Origin of the sequence: Shimia fortis, assembly GCF_040225985.1 — a bacterium.
Taxonomy (GTDB): Bacteria; Pseudomonadota; Alphaproteobacteria; order Rhodobacterales; family Rhodobacteraceae; genus Shimia.
Window position 1 is genome coordinate 279,238 of record NZ_JBBPEU010000002.1, and the last position, 17,732, is coordinate 296,969.

Below are 17,732 nucleotides of genomic sequence, written 5' to 3' on the forward strand. Positions count from 1 at the left end.
CTTATTTTCGAAGTCGAAATTGCCCGTATATCTTGAATTACCTCCCGCAGTCGCAGCGCTGATCGAAGCACAATCACAACTTCGAAGGCAATATGCCGGAACCAATCTGCAATTCACGCTGGACGGCAAACTGGTCGGAGACATTGGTGAAGCGGTCGCGGCCCAGGCCTTTGATCTTGAACTGATCGGTGGAAATGCCACGGGCGTGGATGCCAGAACATCCCAAGGCAAATCCGTGCAGATCAAAGCCACAGGCAAACCGAAAGGGTCTGCCCATTTTCGCCCCTCAGGCGTCACCGCTGACTATTTGATCGTTCTCTTCCTGAACTATGCGGACCGGCGCGCTGAATTGATTTATAATGGCCCAGAAGCCCCGGTACGCAAGCATCTGTACAAAACCCCGTTCCTTGCTCAAAAAGCTGTTTCCTTAAACCTTCTTCGCAAGTTGCAAAAGACCGTGGCGAAGGATGACCAGTTGAACGTCAGGCAACACCTTCTCGGAACAAACTGAACCCGGTCACGCAGACATATGGCCCCCTATCGACGAACAGGGCATAAACAGGACCAAGTCACGATCTTCCCTGACCAATATATTCTGTGAGACTCCAATGACCGCCACCGAGATCATCGCCCATCTGAACCTCTCCCCCCATCCCGAAGGCGGGCATTACCGCCAGACATGGATAGGAGGCGGCGATGGCGCCCGCCCGGCCGGGACCGCGATCTTCTTCCTGCTTCAGGCAGGCGAACAAAGCCACTGGCACAAGGTCGATGCTACCGAAATCTGGCACTATTACGCAGGTGCGCCGCTGATCCTGTCCCTAAGCGCCACCGATCAGGGTCCGAAACAGGACCACACCCTCGGCCCCGACCTGATGGGCGGTCAGTCCCCGCAGATCACCGTGCCTGAACACCACTGGCAATCCGCCCGCAGCACCGGCGACTGGACCCTGGTAGGCTGTACCGTGTCGCCCGCCTTCCGGTTCGAGGGTTTTACCCTCGCCGCCCCCGACTTCGACATCCCCTAGGCTTTTTCCCGGGCAAAATACCCGTAACGCCCCTGCCCTACTCCGGCCAGCTTACCGTGCCGCCCCCGACAAGGGCCGACACCCCGGTCGTGCCCGGACAAGAGGTCGGCAATCCCTTGGCCACGCGCACCGCGAGATAGGCAAAAGCCTGCGCCTCGAGCATGTCGCCGTCCAGCCCTACCTCTTCCACCGGCGCTACCGGACAATCCAGCGATACGCCCAGCATCTCCATCAACACGGGGTTGTTCCGCCCGCCCCCCGTGACCAGCACCCGCTCCGGCGGCACTGGACAATGCTGCATCCCCGAGGCCACCCCGGCCGCACACATCGCCGTCAGCGTCGCCGCCGCATCCGCATCCGACAATTCTTTCACCAGCGCGACCATCTCGGCGAAATCGTTGCGATCCAATGATTTCGGCGGAATTTTTGCAAAATAGGGCTCGGCCAGAAACAGTTCGAGCGCGCCGGTCTCCACCGTGCCGCGCCGCGCCAGCGCGCCATCCGCATCATGGCTCTGGCCCAACCGTTCGAACATCAGATCATTGATCGGCGCATTGGCCGGCCCGGTATCAAAGGCCAGAAGCGCCCCGTCGCTCTCGGGTGCGGGTTTCCGGGGGTCCACCCATGTCAGATTGCCCACCCCGCCGAGGTTGAGAAAGCATAACGGCTTATCCGCGCCGATCCAGCGGGCACAGGCAAAGTGGAAAAACGGCGCCAGCGGCGCGCCTTCACCGCCAAGCTGCACATCGGCAGACCGGAAATCCCAGACCACCGGCAGCCCCAGTTCACCGGCCAGCCACTGCCCGTTGCCCACCTGGCAGGTGCCGCGCCCCTTGGGCTCATGCGCCAGCGTCTGGCCATGAAACCCGACCAGATCCGCGCCTTCAAACCCGCCCAACAACGCCAGATGCGCCGCCTCGACCACCTGCGCCGCCGCCTCGGCCTGCGACCCCGCCCATTGGCCCAGTGCGGCCTTCAATACCGCCCGCTCTTCGGCCCCATAGGTCCGGTAGGCGGTTTCCCCAAACTCGAAAATCTCGTGCCCGTCCGTCGTGACCAGTGCCGCATCCACCCCGTCCAGCGAGGTCCCCGACATGGCCCCAAGCGCCGTAACCCGATCTTTGCCCGATTTGCCCCGAAACATGGCTTTTCCTTTGCCCCGTCGCCGCCTATACACGGCCCGTCACATAATACGGGACCAACACCATGACCTACCACCCCAAATCCGACTTCATGTCGGTCATGATCGAACGCGGCTTCCTTGCGGACTGCACCGATTACCAGGGCCTCGACGAGGCGCTGGTGAAGGGCGTGGTGCCGGGCTATATCGGCTTTGATGCGACGGCCAAGTCCCTGCATGTGGGCTCGCTCATCCAGATCATGATGCTGCGCTGGCTGCAAAAGACCGGACACAAGCCGATCACCCTGATGGGCGGCGGCACCACCAAGGTGGGTGACCCCTCGTTCCGCGCCGATGAACGTCCCCTGCTGACCCCGGAGCAGATCGACGCCAATATCGACGGCATCAAACGGGTGTTCGCCAAGTACATCTCTTACGATGATGGCCCAACCGGAGCCCTGATGCTGAACAACGCCGAATGGCTGGACGAGCTGAACTATCTCGACTTCCTGCGCGACATTGGCCGTCATTTCTCCGTCAACCGGATGCTGTCGTTCGAGTCGGTGAAATCGCGTCTGGACCGCGAACAGTCGCTCTCGTTTCTCGAGTTCAACTACATGATCCTGCAGGCCTATGACTTCCTTGAACTGAACCGCCGCTATGGCTGTCTGGTGCAGTTCGGCGGCTCCGACCAGTGGGGCAATATCGTCAACGGCATCGACCTGACGCGCCGCGTTATCGACCAGCAGATCTTTGGCCTGACCTCGCCCCTGCTGACCACCTCGGACGGCAAGAAGATGGGCAAATCCGCCGATGGTGCGGTCTGGCTGAACGCCGACATGCGCAGCCCTTACGAGTTCTGGCAGTTCTGGCGCAACACCACCGATGCGGATGTGGGCCGTTTCCTCAAGCTCTATACCGAGATGCCGCTCGATGAATGCGATCGCCTCGGCGCGCTGGCGGGATCCGAGATCAACGACGCCAAGATCATCCTCGCCAACGCGGTGACCACCCTGTGCCACGGTGCCGACGCCGCTGCAGCCGCCGAAGCCACCGCACGCGAAGTGTTTGAAAAGGGCGGCGTGGGCGACGACCTGCCCACGCTGACGCTGTCCGCAGACGAGTTGCCCACCTCGATCGTGCAGTTGATCGTCAAATCCGGCCTCGCCAAATCCGGCAAAGAGGCCAAGCGCCTGATCTCGGAAAATGGCGCCAAACTGGACGACGCGCCACTGACCGACGCGGGCCTGATGATCGACGCCGCCGCGTTGGCCTCACCGATCAAGCTCAGCGCCGGCAAAAAACGGCACGCATTGGTGCAGCTGGGGTAATCTCCTCACACAGATATATCCAAGTTCAGGGCCCTTCGCGGGCCCTTTTCTTCATCTTGCCGAAAATACTCCGGGGGCGTGGGGGCTGGCCCCCACATGCAAAACACTGGACACGTACGCCTCGCCCCTGTTATTTGAACACATGTTCATTTCATAAGGTGCGGAGGAGAGCCCCCATGAAAATCGAAAACACCTGTGCTGTCATCACCGGCGGCGCGTCCGGTCTGGGCGAGGCCACCGCCCGCCATTTCGCCGCCAACGGGGCCAAGGTCGCTCTGTTCGACTTGAACGAAGAGCGCGGCAACGCCGTTGCCGCCGAGATCGGCGGCACGTTCCACACGACCGACGTGACAGACGAAGCGTCGGTTCAGGCCAGCATCAACGCCGCGCGCGACGCCATGGGTACCATCACCGCCGCCGTGAACTGTGCCGGGATCGCACCTGCCGCGACCACCATCGGCAAAAAGGGCCCGCACCCCTTGGACATGTTCCAGAAGACCATCGACATCAATCTGGTGGGCAGCTTCAACGTCGCCCGTCTGGCCGCCGAGGTGATCTCGCAAAACGAGCCCGAAGAAGACGGCGCGCGCGGTGTCATCATCAATACCGCCTCGATCGCCGCCATGGACGGCCAGCGCGGACAGGCGGCCTATGCGGCTTCCAAGGGCGGCATCGTCGGTCTGTCGCTGCCCATGGCCCGCGATCTTGCCAAGGCGGGCATCCGCGTCATGGCGATTGCGCCGGGCATTTTTCTCACGCCGATGCTGATGGGCCTGCCACAAGAGGTGCAGGACCAGCTGGCGCAGGACGTGACCTGTCCAAAACGCCTCGGCCGCCCCGAAGAATACGCGCAACTGGCAAAATTCATCGTCGAAAGCGGCTATCTCAACGGCGAGGTCATCCGCATCGACGGCGCATTGCGGATGCAGTAAACAGGTCTGCTCTTACGTACAAAGTTGCCCCCGGCTCGTGCTGGGGGTTTCTTTTTGGGTCCGCCCCTTGGCGAGGGCAGAACAGATCAGGATAACGCCCGGTCTGTTTGGGGATTGCGCAAAGCGGTCTTGCACGGCACGGCAATCCCCTGCAAGCATGTCCCCATGCCCCTGCGAAACCGCGTCCAACCCACCGGAGAGATCCTTGCCCATCCCGCCCGTGGCAGCTTCATGGGCAATCGCGGGATCTTGCATGACGAACGCCAACGCCTGACCAAGGCGCGTTGGCGGCACAAGGCGTGGGTCTGTTGCCTGACCGACTTCAAAAGCCGCAAGCGCAGGCTGATGGCGCCCAACCGCTATACCGAGTTGTTTTTCCATGACGAGGCCGTGGCGCTGGCCGCGGGGCACCGCCCCTGCGGTGAGTGTCGCCGCGCCGACTATCGCGCCTTTCTGGCCGCAGCGGGGCATTCCGGCCCGATCAAAAATTTTGACACGGCCTTGCACACTGCCCGCGCCGTACCGCGTGTGTTCAGGCAGCGTCGCCATCACGCCGAGGCAGGCACCCTGCCCGACGGCGCCTTTATCCTGACCGACACCTGCCCCGCCCTGCTCTGGCAAGGGGCGCTGCACCCGTTTGTCCCCGGCGGCTATGGTCCGGCGCAGAACATCCAAAACGGGATTGTGACCGTTATCACGCCGGAACCCACGCTGACGGCTTTGAAAAACGGCTATCGCCCAGACGTGAAAATCTCTTAAAGACTTTCCAACCCACAAATTTTCCCAGAAAACCCTTTACCCGCTCTCGGCTTTCTCCTCGAGCATCAGCCATTCTTCCTCGGCCTCCGCCAGGGCGGTTTGACGTTCGACCAGCGCATCTGTGGCTTTCTGGAATTTGACTGGTTCCTTGGTAAACAGGTCCGGATCCATCAGGAACTCTTCCAGCTTGGCGATCTCGGCCTCTAGCCGTTCCATCACGCCGGGCAGCGCCTCGAGCCGGTGTTTCTCGGTAAAACTCAAACCCTCTTTCGGCGTTTTCTCCTGCTTGACCTTTTCCGCCTTGGGCTTTGATTTCGCGCTCTTTTCTGCGGCATCGTCGCCCTTCTGGGCCTGATAATCACTCCAGCCGCCGGCATAGACGGTCGCGCGGCCATTGCCCTCCATGGCGATGGTCGTGGTGGCAACACGGTCAAGGAAATCGCGGTCGTGGCTGACCAGCAGCACGGTGCCGTCATAGGTATCCAGCAACTCTTGCAACAGGTCGAGCGTTTCCACGTCCAGATCGTTGGTCGGTTCGTCCAGCACCAACAGGTTGCTTTCGCGCGCCATCAGCTTGGCCAGCAAGAGCCGCGCCTTTTCCCCGCCCGAGAGCGACCGCACCGGCGCGCGGGCCTGACGTTCATCAAACAGGAAATCCTTGAGATACCCCACCACGTGTTTCGGATTGCCCCGCACCATGACCTGATCGGCCTTGCCTGACACCCGCATGTCGGGATCCCCGGTCAGGCTGTCCCAAAGGCTCATCTCCGGGTCCAGTTGTGCACGGGATTGGTCAAAAATGGCCGGCACCAGATTTGTGCCCAGCGTCACCTGCCCCGCATCCGGCGATTCCTGCCCCATCAGCATCTTGATGACCGTGGTCTTGCCCACCCCGTTCGGGCCGACAAAGGCCACGCGGTCGCCCCGCTGGATCGTCAACGAGAAATTGCGCACGATATCTTTGTCACCGAACGCTTTGGCCAGATCCTTGGCCTCGATGACCTTTTTGCCCGACTTCGGACCGGCAGCCAGCTCAAAGGCGGCGGTGCCCTGTCGTTTGATCTGTGCGGCACGTTCGGCCCGTAAATCCCCAAGGGCGCGCACGCGGCCCATATTACGTTTGCGCCGGGCGCTGATGCCTTCGACGGCCCAGCGCGCCTCGGACTTGATCTTGCGGTCCAGCTTGTGACGGGCCACGTCCTCTTCTTCCCAGACCTTGTCGCGCCAGCCTTCGAACGCCTCGAACCCCTTTTCTTGCCGACGCACCATTCCCCTGTCAATCCAGAGGGTTGCACGCGTCAGTGCACGTAGAAAGGCGCGGTCGTGCGAGATCAGCACATAGGCCGCGCGTGTCGAAGACAGTTCGGATTCAAGCCAGCCGATCGCCTCGATATCAAGGTGGTTGGTCGGTTCGTCCAACAGCATCAGTTCCGGCGCCTCGGCCATCAGCCGGGCCAGCGCAGCGCGGCGACGTTCGCCGCCCGAGGCGGTTTGAACCGAGCGGGCGGGATCGAACTTCAGGCCCTCGCCCGCGCGTTCGACCTTGTAAAGCTCGCCGGGGTCCAGCGCTGCCGAGGCGAAATCGCCCAACGTGGCAAACCCCGCCATGTCCGGTTCCTGCTCCATATAGCCAACCGTCACCCCCGGCGGCACCACGATGTCGCCGTGATCGGGTTCGACCAGACCGGCCATGACCTTCATCAGCGTGGATTTACCCGACCCGTTGCGCCCCACAAGCGCCACGCGATCGCCCGGCTGCACCACAAGGTCCAGCCCGTCGAATACCGGATCCCCGCCAAAGGTCAGGGAAATGCCGTTCATCTGCAACAAAGGAATACGTGCCATGCCAGAGGGGCTAAACCGCCCGCAAGGAGCCGTCAACAGGCCGCGTTTGATCGCAGGTGATTATCCGGCCAGTCTCAGGCCCCGATGGCCCGCAACAGACGTTTGCGCGCGGGCGGGATGGCGGCGATTTCCAGCCCCGTGAAGACATGCAGCGTGTTCATCTGGCGGTCGACGACGGCATGGTCGCTGACCCATCCCCCCATCAAGAGATAGGTGCGCAAGAGGGGCGGCATCCGCAACTGGGCCTGTTTCAGGTCGGGCTTGCGCCGCAGCCGCGCAGCAAACCGGAACACATTCGGGGCCTTGACCTTGGGCAACCAGCGTTTCGGCGCAAGGTGCCGGTCGCGCAGCATCGCGAAAGCGTCCAGATACTCGTCCGCCTCGGTGCCGGAAAAAGACGAACAGCCGAACAGCAGTTCGACCCCGTTCTCGTCCACATAGGTGGTCATCGCCCCCCATGCCACCCGCAGGATATCCGGATCCGAATAGTCAGGATGCACGCAGAACCGCCCCATCTCGACCATGGCGCCCTCAAACGCCTGCAGCGCGCTGAGTTCGTAAAACTGTGCGGAGTAGCTGCGATCGATCTCGCTGCCGCCTGCAAGCGGCAGAAAGCGGAAACAGCAGACAAGCGTGCCCGTCGAGCGGTCTTCGACAAGGATATGCGTGCAGATCGGATCAAACGAATCCTGATCAAGGTCGCCGTCGTCGCCATGAAACGCCACTTGGCGCAGCTTCTGCGCCGCTGCAACGTCATCTGCGTTTTCTGCTTCGCGGGCGACATAGCGCCCTTTGACCAAAGCTACCATCCCAAGCCCCGCCGGTTGATCCGCCGCCTGTATAAGACACCAGAGGTGACACCAGAATGACAGCCCCGGCGCGCCGCGCCAAGTCTCTTGTCACGTCCGGCTTACAGCGATCAGTTGGAGCCGAGCGCGCCCGGAGCGAAGTTGCCGATATTTGCGAGAACCTGCGACAGGACCGATTGGTCCTCGACACCGTTGTCGGTCACGCGGCGTGCAAGCGGTACGGCCTGCCCGTCTTCCAGTGCGTATTCCGAGATGTTGTTGACCACACCGCGCGTATCAAAGGTGATCGCGACCATCCGGCGTTCGACCACTTGCGGCTCGCGCGCCCCGTAATGACGCACCCGCGTGCGGACGTAATAATAGCCCCCGTCATTGGTCACACCTGACGCCGTGGGCGTGCCAACCGACTCGGCCACCGAGTCGCGTGTGTCGACGCCCACGGTGATATTCGACAGATCTTCTGCCGGGGGGACATATCCGTGATTACGGTACTGGGTGGTGCAGGCCACCGAGACAGAAAGCGCGAGGCCCAGAAACGCGAGTTTCGTGCGATTGCTGCGTGCTGTCATGACTGCCCTCTTGTCTTGGCTTGTGTCGCCTTCTATCCCGCTTACATAATGAATCCCTCTGGTTCAAGAATGGAAGCACCCCTGCCGATGGTCGAGACCCCCGAAAAACCGCTCAAATTCCGCGTGGCGGACCTGCCGCAGAATCAAAAGACGCCCTTCGAACTGCGTCCGGGCAAGGCGGAACTCGATAAACTGGCAGCCGGTCTGGACTTGCTCGGATTGCGCAAAGTGGCGCTGATCGGGCAAATCAGCGCATATGGCAAATCCGACTGGCAACTGATCGCCCATCTGGGCGCTACGGTGGTGCAGCCCTGCGTCGTGTCCCTCGATCCCGTCACCACGCGGATCGAGGCCGAGGTCGAACGCCGCTTCCTTGCGGATTTGCCATATGTCGATGAAGACGCCGAGGAAATCGAAATGCCCGAGGATGAAAACGCCGAACGGCTGGGCGCGGAAATAGACATTTCCGCCATCCTTTCCGAAGCACTGGCACTGAACCTGCCACTATATCCGCGCGCCGACGGGGCCGAGATTGCGGAAAAGGTCTTTACCGAACCGGGAAAAAAGGCCATGACGGACGAAGACGCGCGGCCTTTTGCCGGTCTGGCGGGGTTGCGTGATAAACTTGCGGATGAGGACGAAAAATAGCCCTTGCGATTTGGGAAAATCGCAGTATTTTCGCGCGCTCATTGGAATTTAGAGTTGGACTCGGGCGTTCATTACGCGTAATGGCTCGGGACACTCAGGAAATCGGGCCCACAGCGTCGTCTTTGGCCCCCTAGAACATCGAAGGTTGCGACATGGCTGTCCAGCAGAACAAAGTTTCGAAATCCCGCCGCAACAACCGTCGTGCCCACGACGCTCTGGTTGCTGCAAACCCGAATGAATGCCCCAACTGTGGTGAACTGAAGCGTCCCCACCACGTGTGTGCGTCCTGTGGCCACTATGACGACCGCGAAGTCGTCGCCATGGTTGAAGACGTCGATCTGGACGAAGACGCAGCATAACCACTCTGGGATTGCGCCTGCATGACCGCTTTCAGCGAAAACGCTAAGTCGGGTGCCGGGCGCACCACAATCTCGGTAGACGCCATGGGTGGCGATCGCGGGCCGGCAGCAGTTGTTGCCGGCATTTCGCATTCGGCCAAGAAAAATCCAGATATCCGGTTCATCCTGCATGGTCCCAAAGACCAGCTGGAACCGCTTGTGGCCAAGAAAAAGCCCTTGGCCGGGCGGGTCGAGATTCGCGATGCCTTGGGCGTCGTGTCGATGGATGACAAGCCCAGCCAGGTCATGCGGCGTCAGGATACCTCGATGCGCTCGGCGCTCGACTCGGTCCGCAATGGCGAGGCCGATGTCTGCGTGTCCTGTGGCAATACCGGCGCGCTGATGCTTTTGTCGGTGGTGCGTCTGCGCAAGCTGCCGGGTGTCAACCGCCCCGCCATCGCAGTGCTGTGGCCCTCGCGCAATGCACACGGGTTCAACATCATGCTGGATGTCGGCGCCGATATCCGCGCGGATGAACAAGACCTTCTGCAATATGCTCTGATGGGTGCCTCCTATGCCCGCAACGGCATGGAGCTGAGCCGACCTCGAGTCGGTCTGCTCAATGTCGGCACCGAGGAACACAAAGGCCGGGCTGAACTGAAACTCGCCCATGAAATGATCGCCCAGAACGCCGAGGCCGCACATTTCGATTTCGTGGGATTCGTTGAAGGCAGCGACATCCCCGGCGATGTGGCCGACGTAATCGTGACCGACGGGTTTACCGGCAACGTGGCGCTCAAAACCGGCGAAGGCACGGCCAGCCTGATCGGCAGCCTGCTGCGCGAAGCGTTCAAGTTCTCGCCCCTGTCGCGACTGGCGGCGGTGCTGGCCTATACCTCGCTTAACCGCCTGAACAAGCGAATCGACCCGCGCCGCGTGAATGGCGGCGTTTTTCTGGGCCTGAACGGCACGGTCGTGAAATCCCACGGCGGCGCCGATGCCACCGGGGTCTCTGCCGCCGTCAAACTGGCGTTCAAATTGTCACAGTCCGGCTTCTCGGAAAAACTCGCGGCACGGGTTGCATCCGCCGTGAGCCTGCCCCAAGATGCCGCGACGTCAGCGGACAATAACGGAACAACATCATGACACTACGCGCCGTGGTCAAAGGCGTTGGGCACTATCTTCCTGATCGGGTTGTTCCGAATTCGGAATTTGAAAAATCTCTCGACACATCAGACGAATGGATTCGCTCGCGCTCGGGCATTGAACGCCGTCATTTTGCTGCCGAAGATCAAACCACTTCGGATCTTGCATTCGAGGCGGCCCGTCACGCGCTGGAAAACGCTGGCATGCAGGCCGACGACATCGACGGCATCGTGGTCGCCACCTCGACCCCCGACCTGACCTTCCCGTCCGTGGCAACCATGCTGCAACAAAAACTGGGCATGACGCGCGGCTTCGGCTTTGACGTTCAGGCGGTCTGTGCGGGCTTCATCTATGCCCTGACCAATGCCAATGCGCTGATTCTGTCGGGCCAGTGCAAAACCGTGCTGGTCGTGGGGGCCGAAACCTTCAGCCGCATCATGGATTGGGAAGACCGGGCCACCTGTGTGCTGTTCGGCGATGGCGCCGGGGCTCTGGTGCTGCAGGCCGAGGTTGGCAATGGCAATACCGAGGATCGCGGCATCCTGTCCGCGGACCTAAACTCCGACGGGCAATACCGTGACATGCTGTTCGTAGACGGCGGCGTGTCGACCACCGGCACGTCGGGCAAGCTGCGCATGCAGGGCAATGCCCTGTTCCGTCAGGCCGTGGAAAAGCTGACCTCGACGGCACATACCGCGCTGGAAAAGATCGGGCTGACCGACGACTCGGTCGACTGGATCGTCCCGCACCAGGCCAATATCCGCATCATCCAGGGCACCGCCAAGAAAATGGGCGTCCCGATGGATCGCGTGATTGTCACCGTTCAGGACCACGGCAACACCTCTGCCGCGTCGATCCCGCTGGCGCTGTCGGTGGGGGTGGAACGTGGCCAGATCAAGCAGGGTGATCTGCTCGTGACCGAGGCAATCGGCGGCGGTCTGGCATGGGGATCGGTGGTTCTGCGCTGGTAACTAGCCCTTTCACGCCGGAAACCCCGAACTATTCCGTCTAAACTGCTCTTTCCAAGTCGTTGATATTGACTCGGAAAATTCCTTCCCCCTAAAGTTGGTCCAGACAACGAGGGGGAAATGCAATGAGCGAGAAAACACTGACGCGTATGGATCTGAGCGAAGCCGTCTTCCGAGAGGTCGGTCTCTCCCGCAATGATTCCGCGCAGCTTGTCGAAAGTGTTCTGGCTCATATGTCCGACGCGCTGGTGGATGGAGAACAGGTCAAGATCTCGTCCTTTGGCACCTTCAGCGTACGGGACAAGGCCGCCCGTGTAGGCCGCAACCCCAAGACCGGCGAAGAGGTTCCGATCAACCCCCGCCGCGTGCTGACCTTCCGGCCGTCCCATCTCATGAAGGAACGGGTCGCCAGCGGAAACAAGAAATAAGGCAGGGCCGTCGCAATGGGCAGCAAATCCCCCAACGCCTTTCGCACCATCAGCGAAGTTGCGGATTGGTTGGACACGCAGGCCCATGTCCTGCGCTTCTGGGAAAGCAAGTTTTCACAGGTCAAACCTGTCAAACGCGCCGGCGGGCGCCGTTACTACCGCCCGGCCGATATGCGCCTTTTGGGAGGGATCAAGAAACTGCTGCATGACGACGGCATGACCATCAAAGGCGTGCAGAAACTGCTACGCGACAAAGGCATCAAATACGTCTCGGGCCTGTCGCAACCGATTGATGACGAAGATGAAGAGGTCATCTCGGCAACTGCCACCCCCGCGATTGCTGAAGAACAGCCGCCGGAAGAGGCGGGCACGATCCTGAGCTTTCAGCAGCCCGCCGCACCGGCGCCCGCTGACGACGACACCACACCCGAAGATCTGGACGAAGTGGTGGGCGATCTCTTTGCCATTGCCGCCAAGCAGGACACACCAGTCGAGCCTGCGGCAGACCCTACTACCTCCGAGCCCGCCCCTGTAACAGTGGCACAAGACACCACGCCCCCCGTGGAAGAGGCCACTTCCGAGGAAAACGACGCTGACCCCACCGAGGCGCTCGTTGCGCAAACGCTGGCCGAGGCAGATGCAGAAGACGACACACCCGAGGTGGAAGACATCCCGGAGATGCCCGACATAACAGCGGCCCCCACCGAAGAACCGCAGCCAGAGGCCCGTGTCGAAGAAGACGTGGCCCCGGCCGCCATGGAGGAAGCTGCAGACTCTGCACCAGAGGCGCCCCCTGCGCCCGAGCGCGACTCCACCGAGATGGACCTGTCGGTCAGTTACCTGCCGATCCTTGCCCGCGCGCGCGCCATTCGCCCCGAACACCGCGAGGATGTCGCCGCCCTTTTGCAGAAGATCAGGGACTGGCAGGCACAGGTGGCCGAAAAGGAAAATGCCTGAACAAAGTTTGCGTTTTTTGACTTGCCCCCGTCCGCAAATACGTTATGAACGCCCCATCGTCGGGCTATGGCGCAGCCTGGTAGCGCGTCCGTCTGGGGGACGGAAGGTCGCAGGTTCGAGTCCTGCTAGCCCGACCATACAAAACCGCCCGTGGCCTTCGTGGTCCGGGCGTTTTTTGTATCCGGCACGACAGTTTGGGAGGATTTCATGACCGGCGTATTGCCCAGCCAGACCATCGAAGCGATGCTGCGGGATGGCGAAATCCTGGCCTCCCCTGCCCCTGTTGAAGGCCAAGTCCAGCCCGCCAGTCTTGATCTGCGCCTTGGCACCGTGGCCTATCGCGTGCGCGCCTCATTCCTGGCCGGTCAGGGCCGCAGCGTGATGCAGCGGCTGGACGAATTTGAAATGCACCGGATTGATCTCAACGATGGCGCGGTTCTGGAAAAGGGCTGCGTCTATGTCGTGCCCCTGATGGAATCTCTGGACCTGCCGGAAGATGTGCAGGCCGTGGCAAACGCCAAAAGCTCGACAGGGCGGCTTGACCTTTTGACCCGCACCATCACCGATGGCGGGACCGAGTTCGACCGCATCCCGCAAGGCTATTCCGGCCCGCTTTATGCCGAAATCTGCCCGCGCTCATTCTCGGTACTGGTCCGGCCCGGTATGCGCCTGAACCAGATTCGGTTCCGCAAGGGACAGAGCATTCTTACCGATGCCGATCTCGGCGTCCTGCATGAACGCAGCCCGCTTGTGGATGGCGAGGCGGTGATTGATGACGGGCTCGGGTTTTCTGTCGATCTCAAACCTGCCGCGGGCGATCTGGTCGGCTATCGCGCAAAACCCCATACCGGGGTGATTGATCTGGACAATATCGGGCATTACGACCCCGCCGAATACTGGGAAGAAGTGCGCACCACCGATGGCAAGATCATCCTTGATCCGGGCGCCTTCTATATTCTGGTCAGCCGCGAGGCGGTGCATATCCCGCCCGCCTATGCCGCCGAAATGGCGCCCTATCTGGCCATGGTCGGTGAATTCCGGGTGCATTATGCGGGCTTTTTCGATCCCGGATTTGGCCATGACGCAGCTGGCGGGTCCGGATCACGCGGCGTGCTCGAGGTGCGCTGCCACGAGGCACCTTTTGTGCTGGAACACGGGCAGGTCGTGGGGCGTCTGGTCTATGAACGTATGGCAGATGTCCCCGAACAGCTTTACGGCGCGGGCATCGCCTCGAATTATCAGGGACAGGGTCTGAAACTGTCCAAGCATTTCAAGGCGGTATAACCTCTATTTCAGGTGATCACCCTGCGAAAGTTCCGGCGTGATTCCGGCTTGCACCCCGCGTTCAAGGTGGGTGGACAACACCACGTAAGTCCGCGTCGAACGCACCCCCGGCATGTCGTAGATGCGCCACAGAAACCCCTCCATCGCCTCGGGGCAATCCATGCGCACCTTGAGGATCAGGCCGGTGTCTCCGGTGACTGCGTGCACCTCTTCGACTTCGGGCAGTTCAGCCATTTGCATGACGCCCTCGGTCTTGCCCCAACCTGCTGCCTCGACATGCACGAAAGCCAGGAAATCCTTGCCCAGAGACGGCCCGTGCAGATCAGCACTGGTGCGCTTGATCACGCCACTGGCCCGCAAACGTTTGACCCGCTCATGCACGGCAGGTGCGGACAGCCCCACTTCGCGCCCGAGATCGGCATAAGATCGCGTGGCATCCTCGGTCAGGGCGCCTAATATTTTTCGATCCAGACCATCCAGCGGCTTGGCCCGTGGCCGGGATGACTGAAGATTATCTGTTTCTGCATCGCGCTTGGCCATTAGAACTTCCCTGAACATGGTTTTGTCGAATACTGCCTAGCCGAACCTTATTCATGTCATCAAGGGGATGGCCTATGATTCTTTTGCTGATGATCTGTGTCGGTCTCATCGGGGCCAATTCTCTGGTGCTGTCCCCCATCGCCGCAGAAGTGGCCACGGGATTGGGTGTCGCGCGCACGTCGGACGTGATGACCGCCGCCGCCATCTATGGCGTCGGGGTGGCGTTGTCGGCACTGTTCCTCGCACCGCGCGCCGACCGGGTGGGGCCGCATGTCGCCATGCAGACCGGGTTAATGCTGGTTGTGGCGGGGCTGACCCTGAGTGCTGCGACCCCCTCTCTGCCCCTGCTCAGCCTTGGCCAGGGGATTGCGGGCGTGGGGGTCGGCATGTCCCTGCCCGCGATCTATTCCCTTGCCGCGATTCTTGCGCCCGAGGGGCAGGAATCGCGCACGATGGGCATGGTCCTGACCGGCTGGACGCTCTCTATGGTGGGCGGCGTGACCCTGTCAGCCTATATCGCCGACCTTGTGCATTGGCGCGCGGTTTTTGCGGTGTTGGCGTTGGGGATCGTAATCGCCCTTGTCATCCTGCGTCGCCGCGCCTTTCCGCCCCACATTCCGGCCAAAGAGGTCACGTCACCGCTGAGCGCGCTGCGCGTGCCGGGCATCTTGCCTGCCCTGTTCTCGGTGCTGATGTTGGGCACGGGGTTTTACGGAATCTACAATTACCTCGGCGCGCACCTGACTGACACGTTGCAGCGCGACGTACGCGAGGCGGGTTGGCTGACGCTGTCCTATGGTCTGGGCTTTGGCGCGGCGATGCTGTTCGATCCGTGGCTGGACCGTGTCGGTCCGCGGCGGGGTCTGCTGGCGGTGTTCGCGGGGCTTGCGGCATATTACGTGGCCATGACCCCTTGGATGGGATCCTTCGCCATGATTGTCGGGCTGATGTTCGGCTGGGGTGTCTTGCAGCATCTGGGCCTGAACCTGACCGTCAGCCGCCTCAGTCGCCTTGACCCGCGCCAACGCGGGGCTGTGATGGGGCTGAACTCCACCACCATGTACGCAAGTGTTTTTGCCGCAACGGTGCTCTACCGTCCCGGTTTTGAAACAATGGGGATCACCTTTTGCCTCTGGGTGTCGGCGACATTGGCTGCACTCGGGGCGTCAGAGGCCCTTTGGGCCCGCCTGATCCGGACCCGGGAAGATGGGCTGGCCTGATGGCGTCGTCAGAAACGGCCCATCCGGCGCGCCATCCGCATGGCCTGTTTGGCCTGCTTGGCAGTCTGCTGGCCGTTATGGGGCACGTTGCGCTGCTGGCGGTTCTGCTGTGGCTCGGCCCGGCCTGCGCTGTCCTTGGTTTTGGACATCGCGTCCACACCGGCATTCACGCCGAAATTTACAAAACGGCGCACCAACTGGCGCATGACCATGTTGATAATCTGGTTCGCGTTCATCACGCTCTCCTAAACTCTTTATTTACTGCCTCATCATGACAGATAGGCAGCAAATGTGCCGAGATTAAGGCACAGGCGGGCGTTTTCGATCAACTCCTCGTTATTTCAAGGGATTGTTTCTATTCCTCGAACATTTCCGACTGGCCCTCGGCATCGGTGTCGTCTTCTTCGCTGTCCTCGCCGCCCAGTTTGGGCATCGTCCCCGGCGGCGGGCGGTTTTCCAACAGACCAGCCGAGCGCAGCTCTTTCAGCCCGGGCAGGTCGCGGGCGTTTTCCAACCCGAAATGGTCAAGGAATTCAGCCGTCACGACAAAGGTCACGGGCCGCCCCGGAGTCATCTTGCGACGGCCAAAGCGGATCCATTCCATTTCAAGCAACTGGTCGATCGTGCCCCGGCTGACGCTGACACCGCGGATTTCCTCGATCTCGGCGCGGGTCACTGGCTGGTGATAGGCGATGATGGCCAGCGTTTCGATGGCCGCCCGCGACAGTTTGCGGGTCTCGACCATTTCCTTCTGCATCAGAAAACCAAGGTCGGGCGCGGTGCGCATGGCCCAGGCATCCCCCACCCGCACAACCCGCACGCCCCGCCCCTCATAGCGTTTGCGCAGATGAACCAGCGCCTCGGCGGCGTCGCACCCATGCGGCATCCGGCTGTTTAGTTCCTTGACCGTGACCGGCTCGGCGCTGGCGAACAGGATGGCCTCGCACATACGTTCCTGCTCGGCGATGGGCGGTGCCTCGAACAGGCTTTCTTCTTTTTCTTCAATCTCTTCAGACATGGTCTTGATCTTTTTTCCGTAGCTGGATCGGCGCGAAAACCTCGGTTTGGCGGATCTCGGCCTTGCCTTCCTTCACCAGTTCCAGCGAGGCCGCAAAGGTCGCCGCCGTGGCCGACCGGCGTTTCTTGGGGTCGTTTTCCCACCCCACGGGCAGATAGCTCAGGATATCGGTCCACTGGCCGGAAAACCCGATCATCCCGCGCATCCGGTCCAGCGCCTCTTCCATTGTATAGACCGAGTCCCGGTCAAGCACGAAGGGGCGGAAGTCGTCGCGGGTTCGGATGCGAGCATAGCCCTGCATGAGGTCCAGCAGGGTCGCCGTATAGGTCACGCGCCGCACGCGGGTCACGTCCTCGGGCACGCCGCGCGCAAAAAAATCGCGCCCCAGACGGTCGCGGGCCATCAGCTTGGCGGCAGCGTCGCGCATGGCCTGCAAGCGTTCCAGCTGAAACGCGAGATGCGCGGCCAGCTCCTCGCCCGAAGGCCCCTCTTCTGTCGGGTCGGGCGGCAAAAGCAAGCGGGATTTGAGAAAGGCCAGCCATGCCGCCATTACAAGATAATCCGCCGCCAGTTCCAGCCGAAGCTGCTTGGCCTTCTCGACAAAGGCCAGGTACTGACGCGACAATTGCAGGATGGAAATCTTCCGAAGGTCCACTTTCTGGGTGCGGGACAGGGTCAGCAACAGGTCGAGCGGGCCCTCGAACCCGTCCACATCCACGATCAGCGCCTCTGCCGCGAGCCGGTCGGCGACGGACAGCTGAAGGTTTTCCTGACCTGTCTCTTCGGACATAC

At 61.4% G+C, this 17,732-nt stretch carries 21 protein-coding genes and 1 tRNA gene; 14 read left to right on the plus strand and 8 right to left on the minus strand.

Annotation, left to right across the window (positions count from 1 at the left end):
* Nucleotides 1–19: 19 nt before the first annotated feature.
* Nucleotides 20–511, plus strand: a complete 492-nt coding sequence (locus WNE31_RS04630) for a DUF6998 domain-containing protein (protein ID WP_349978532.1) — start codon at nucleotides 20–22, stop codon at nucleotides 509–511.
* Between the two features lie 97 nt (nucleotides 512–608).
* A complete protein-coding gene (locus WNE31_RS04635) occupies nucleotides 609–1,028 on the plus strand; it encodes a cupin domain-containing protein (protein ID WP_349978533.1) in 420 nt (139 codons plus the stop codon).
* Nucleotides 1,029–1,065: 37 nt separating this feature from the next.
* On the opposite strand, the gene WNE31_RS04640 is transcribed toward WNE31_RS04635, so the two are convergent.
* Nucleotides 1,066–2,172 (minus strand): anhydro-N-acetylmuramic acid kinase, encoded by a 1,107-nt coding sequence (locus WNE31_RS04640; protein WP_349978534.1) that lies wholly within the window; start codon nucleotides 2,170–2,172, stop codon nucleotides 1,066–1,068.
* Between the two features lie 62 nt (nucleotides 2,173–2,234).
* Between WNE31_RS04640 and tyrS the strand changes: the two genes are divergently transcribed.
* The 3 genes from tyrS to WNE31_RS04655 all read left to right on the plus strand — a co-directional run bounded on the left by tyrS (nucleotide 2,235) and on the right by WNE31_RS04655 (nucleotide 5,170).
* Nucleotides 2,235–3,479 carry a tyrosine--tRNA ligase gene (gene tyrS / locus WNE31_RS04645; RefSeq protein ID WP_349978535.1) on the plus strand — a complete coding sequence of 415 codons (1,245 nt, stop codon included), beginning with the start codon at nucleotides 2,235–2,237 and terminating at the stop codon, nucleotides 3,477–3,479.
* 176 nt (nucleotides 3,480–3,655) lie between these two features.
* On the plus strand, nucleotides 3,656–4,411 hold the full coding sequence (locus tag WNE31_RS04650) for an SDR family oxidoreductase (RefSeq protein WP_349978536.1): 756 nt from the start codon (nucleotides 3,656–3,658) through the stop codon (nucleotides 4,409–4,411).
* A 165-nt stretch (nucleotides 4,412–4,576) separates the two neighbouring features.
* Nucleotides 4,577–5,170, plus strand: coding sequence for a hypothetical protein (locus WNE31_RS04655; RefSeq protein ID WP_349978537.1), 594 nt, complete (start codon nucleotides 4,577–4,579; stop codon nucleotides 5,168–5,170).
* Nucleotides 5,171–5,206: 36 nt separating this feature from the next.
* Here the strand turns inward: WNE31_RS04655 and WNE31_RS04660 are convergent, their stop codons facing one another.
* The 3 genes from WNE31_RS04660 to WNE31_RS04670 all read right to left on the minus strand — a co-directional run bounded on the left by WNE31_RS04660 (nucleotide 5,207) and on the right by WNE31_RS04670 (nucleotide 8,393).
* Nucleotides 5,207–7,015 (minus strand): ABC-F family ATP-binding cassette domain-containing protein, encoded by a 1,809-nt coding sequence (locus WNE31_RS04660; RefSeq protein ID WP_349978538.1) that lies wholly within the window; start codon nucleotides 7,013–7,015, stop codon nucleotides 5,207–5,209.
* A 74-nt stretch (nucleotides 7,016–7,089) separates the two neighbouring features.
* Nucleotides 7,090–7,824, minus strand: a complete 735-nt coding sequence (locus tag WNE31_RS04665) for a GNAT family N-acetyltransferase (RefSeq protein WP_349978539.1) — start codon at nucleotides 7,822–7,824, stop codon at nucleotides 7,090–7,092.
* 110 nt (nucleotides 7,825–7,934) lie between these two features.
* On the minus strand, nucleotides 7,935–8,393 hold the full coding sequence (locus tag WNE31_RS04670; RefSeq protein WP_349978540.1) for an outer membrane protein assembly factor BamE: 459 nt from the start codon (nucleotides 8,391–8,393) through the stop codon (nucleotides 7,935–7,937).
* A gap of 69 nt (nucleotides 8,394–8,462) precedes the next feature.
* Here WNE31_RS04670 and WNE31_RS04675 point away from each other — a divergent pair, with 69 nt between their 5' ends.
* The 8 genes from WNE31_RS04675 to WNE31_RS04710 all read left to right on the plus strand — a co-directional run bounded on the left by WNE31_RS04675 (nucleotide 8,463) and on the right by WNE31_RS04710 (nucleotide 14,162).
* Nucleotides 8,463–9,041, plus strand: coding sequence for a YceD family protein (locus WNE31_RS04675; RefSeq protein WP_349978541.1), 579 nt, complete (start codon nucleotides 8,463–8,465; stop codon nucleotides 9,039–9,041).
* Nucleotides 9,042–9,193: 152 nt separating this feature from the next.
* Complete coding sequence (rpmF, locus tag WNE31_RS04680) at nucleotides 9,194–9,400, plus strand: 50S ribosomal protein L32 (RefSeq protein ID WP_058311355.1); 207 nt, start codon at nucleotides 9,194–9,196, stop codon at nucleotides 9,398–9,400.
* Nucleotides 9,401–9,421: 21 nt separating this feature from the next.
* On the plus strand, nucleotides 9,422–10,525 hold the full coding sequence (plsX, locus tag WNE31_RS04685; RefSeq protein ID WP_349978542.1) for a phosphate acyltransferase PlsX: 1,104 nt from the start codon (nucleotides 9,422–9,424) through the stop codon (nucleotides 10,523–10,525).
* Nucleotides 10,522–11,496 (plus strand): beta-ketoacyl-ACP synthase III, encoded by a 975-nt coding sequence (locus WNE31_RS04690; RefSeq protein ID WP_349978543.1) that lies wholly within the window; start codon nucleotides 10,522–10,524, stop codon nucleotides 11,494–11,496. Before plsX ends, WNE31_RS04690 begins: the two co-directional genes overlap by 4 nt.
* A gap of 122 nt (nucleotides 11,497–11,618) precedes the next feature.
* Nucleotides 11,619–11,921, plus strand: coding sequence for an integration host factor subunit alpha (ihfA, locus tag WNE31_RS04695; RefSeq protein ID WP_349978544.1), 303 nt, complete (start codon nucleotides 11,619–11,621; stop codon nucleotides 11,919–11,921).
* Nucleotides 11,922–11,936: 15 nt separating this feature from the next.
* On the plus strand, nucleotides 11,937–12,878 hold the full coding sequence (locus WNE31_RS04700; RefSeq protein ID WP_349978545.1) for a MerR family transcriptional regulator: 942 nt from the start codon (nucleotides 11,937–11,939) through the stop codon (nucleotides 12,876–12,878).
* 60 nt (nucleotides 12,879–12,938) lie between these two features.
* Nucleotides 12,939–13,015 (plus strand) — tRNA-Pro (locus tag WNE31_RS04705).
* 70 nt (nucleotides 13,016–13,085) lie between these two features.
* Entirely contained in the window at nucleotides 13,086–14,162 is a 1,077-nt protein-coding gene (locus WNE31_RS04710) for a 2'-deoxycytidine 5'-triphosphate deaminase (protein WP_349978546.1), read from the plus strand.
* 3 nt (nucleotides 14,163–14,165) lie between these two features.
* Here WNE31_RS04710 and WNE31_RS04715 read toward each other — a convergent pair whose 3' ends face one another.
* A complete protein-coding gene (locus WNE31_RS04715) occupies nucleotides 14,166–14,702 on the minus strand; it encodes an Lrp/AsnC family transcriptional regulator (RefSeq protein WP_349978547.1) in 537 nt (178 codons plus the stop codon).
* Nucleotides 14,703–14,776: 74 nt separating this feature from the next.
* On the opposite strand from WNE31_RS04715, the gene WNE31_RS04720 reads away from it, so the two are divergent.
* Nucleotides 14,777–15,922 (plus strand): MFS transporter, encoded by a 1,146-nt coding sequence (locus WNE31_RS04720; RefSeq protein WP_349978548.1) that lies wholly within the window; start codon nucleotides 14,777–14,779, stop codon nucleotides 15,920–15,922.
* 8 nt (nucleotides 15,923–15,930) lie between these two features.
* Here WNE31_RS04720 and WNE31_RS04725 read toward each other — a convergent pair whose 3' ends face one another.
* From WNE31_RS04725 to WNE31_RS04735, 3 genes are all read right to left on the minus strand, one after another.
* Entirely contained in the window at nucleotides 15,931–16,158 is a 228-nt protein-coding gene (locus WNE31_RS04725) for a hypothetical protein (RefSeq protein ID WP_349978549.1), read from the minus strand.
* A gap of 119 nt (nucleotides 16,159–16,277) precedes the next feature.
* Complete coding sequence (scpB, locus tag WNE31_RS04730; protein ID WP_349978550.1) at nucleotides 16,278–16,940, minus strand: SMC-Scp complex subunit ScpB; 663 nt, start codon at nucleotides 16,938–16,940, stop codon at nucleotides 16,278–16,280.
* Complete coding sequence (locus WNE31_RS04735) at nucleotides 16,933–17,730, minus strand: segregation and condensation protein A (RefSeq protein ID WP_349978551.1); 798 nt, start codon at nucleotides 17,728–17,730, stop codon at nucleotides 16,933–16,935. The genes scpB and WNE31_RS04735 overlap by 8 nt, the downstream gene beginning before the upstream one ends.
* Between the last annotated feature and the right edge of the window lie 2 nt (nucleotides 17,731–17,732).

Excerpts from the sequence above, each read along its gene's own strand:
- WNE31_RS04670 (WP_349978540.1), bottom strand. The coding sequence starts at position 8,393 with ATGACAGCACGCAGCAATCGCACGAAACTCGCGTTTCTGGGCCTCGCG.
- scpB (WP_349978550.1), bottom strand. The coding sequence starts at position 16,940 with ATGTCTGAAGAGATTGAAGAAAAAGAAGAAAGCCTGTTCGAGGCACCG.
- plsX (WP_349978542.1), top strand. The coding sequence starts at position 9,422 with ATGACCGCTTTCAGCGAAAACGCTAAGTCGGGTGCCGGGCGCACCACA.
- rpmF (WP_058311355.1), top strand. The coding sequence starts at position 9,194 with ATGGCTGTCCAGCAGAACAAAGTTTCGAAATCCCGCCGCAACAACCGT.
- WNE31_RS04660 (WP_349978538.1), bottom strand. The coding sequence starts at position 7,015 with ATGGCACGTATTCCTTTGTTGCAGATGAACGGCATTTCCCTGACCTTT.
- WNE31_RS04665 (WP_349978539.1), bottom strand. The coding sequence starts at position 7,824 with ATGGTAGCTTTGGTCAAAGGGCGCTATGTCGCCCGCGAAGCAGAAAAC.
- tyrS (WP_349978535.1), top strand. The coding sequence starts at position 2,235 with ATGACCTACCACCCCAAATCCGACTTCATGTCGGTCATGATCGAACGC.
- WNE31_RS04675 (WP_349978541.1), top strand. The coding sequence starts at position 8,463 with ATGGAAGCACCCCTGCCGATGGTCGAGACCCCCGAAAAACCGCTCAAA.
- WNE31_RS04700 (WP_349978545.1), top strand. The coding sequence starts at position 11,937 with ATGGGCAGCAAATCCCCCAACGCCTTTCGCACCATCAGCGAAGTTGCG.
- WNE31_RS04715 (WP_349978547.1), bottom strand. The coding sequence starts at position 14,702 with ATGGCCAAGCGCGATGCAGAAACAGATAATCTTCAGTCATCCCGGCCA.
- WNE31_RS04650 (WP_349978536.1), top strand. The coding sequence starts at position 3,656 with ATGAAAATCGAAAACACCTGTGCTGTCATCACCGGCGGCGCGTCCGGT.
- WNE31_RS04640 (WP_349978534.1), bottom strand. The coding sequence starts at position 2,172 with ATGTTTCGGGGCAAATCGGGCAAAGATCGGGTTACGGCGCTTGGGGCC.
- WNE31_RS04725 (WP_349978549.1), bottom strand. The coding sequence starts at position 16,158 with ATGAACGCGAACCAGATTATCAACATGGTCATGCGCCAGTTGGTGCGC.
- WNE31_RS04655 (WP_349978537.1), top strand. The coding sequence starts at position 4,577 with ATGCCCCTGCGAAACCGCGTCCAACCCACCGGAGAGATCCTTGCCCAT.
- WNE31_RS04690 (WP_349978543.1), top strand. The coding sequence starts at position 10,522 with ATGACACTACGCGCCGTGGTCAAAGGCGTTGGGCACTATCTTCCTGAT.
- WNE31_RS04635 (WP_349978533.1), top strand. The coding sequence starts at position 609 with ATGACCGCCACCGAGATCATCGCCCATCTGAACCTCTCCCCCCATCCC.
- WNE31_RS04710 (WP_349978546.1), top strand. The coding sequence starts at position 13,086 with ATGACCGGCGTATTGCCCAGCCAGACCATCGAAGCGATGCTGCGGGAT.
- ihfA (WP_349978544.1), top strand. The coding sequence starts at position 11,619 with ATGAGCGAGAAAACACTGACGCGTATGGATCTGAGCGAAGCCGTCTTC.
- WNE31_RS04720 (WP_349978548.1), top strand. The coding sequence starts at position 14,777 with ATGATTCTTTTGCTGATGATCTGTGTCGGTCTCATCGGGGCCAATTCT.
- WNE31_RS04735 (WP_349978551.1), bottom strand. The coding sequence starts at position 17,730 with ATGTCCGAAGAGACAGGTCAGGAAAACCTTCAGCTGTCCGTCGCCGAC.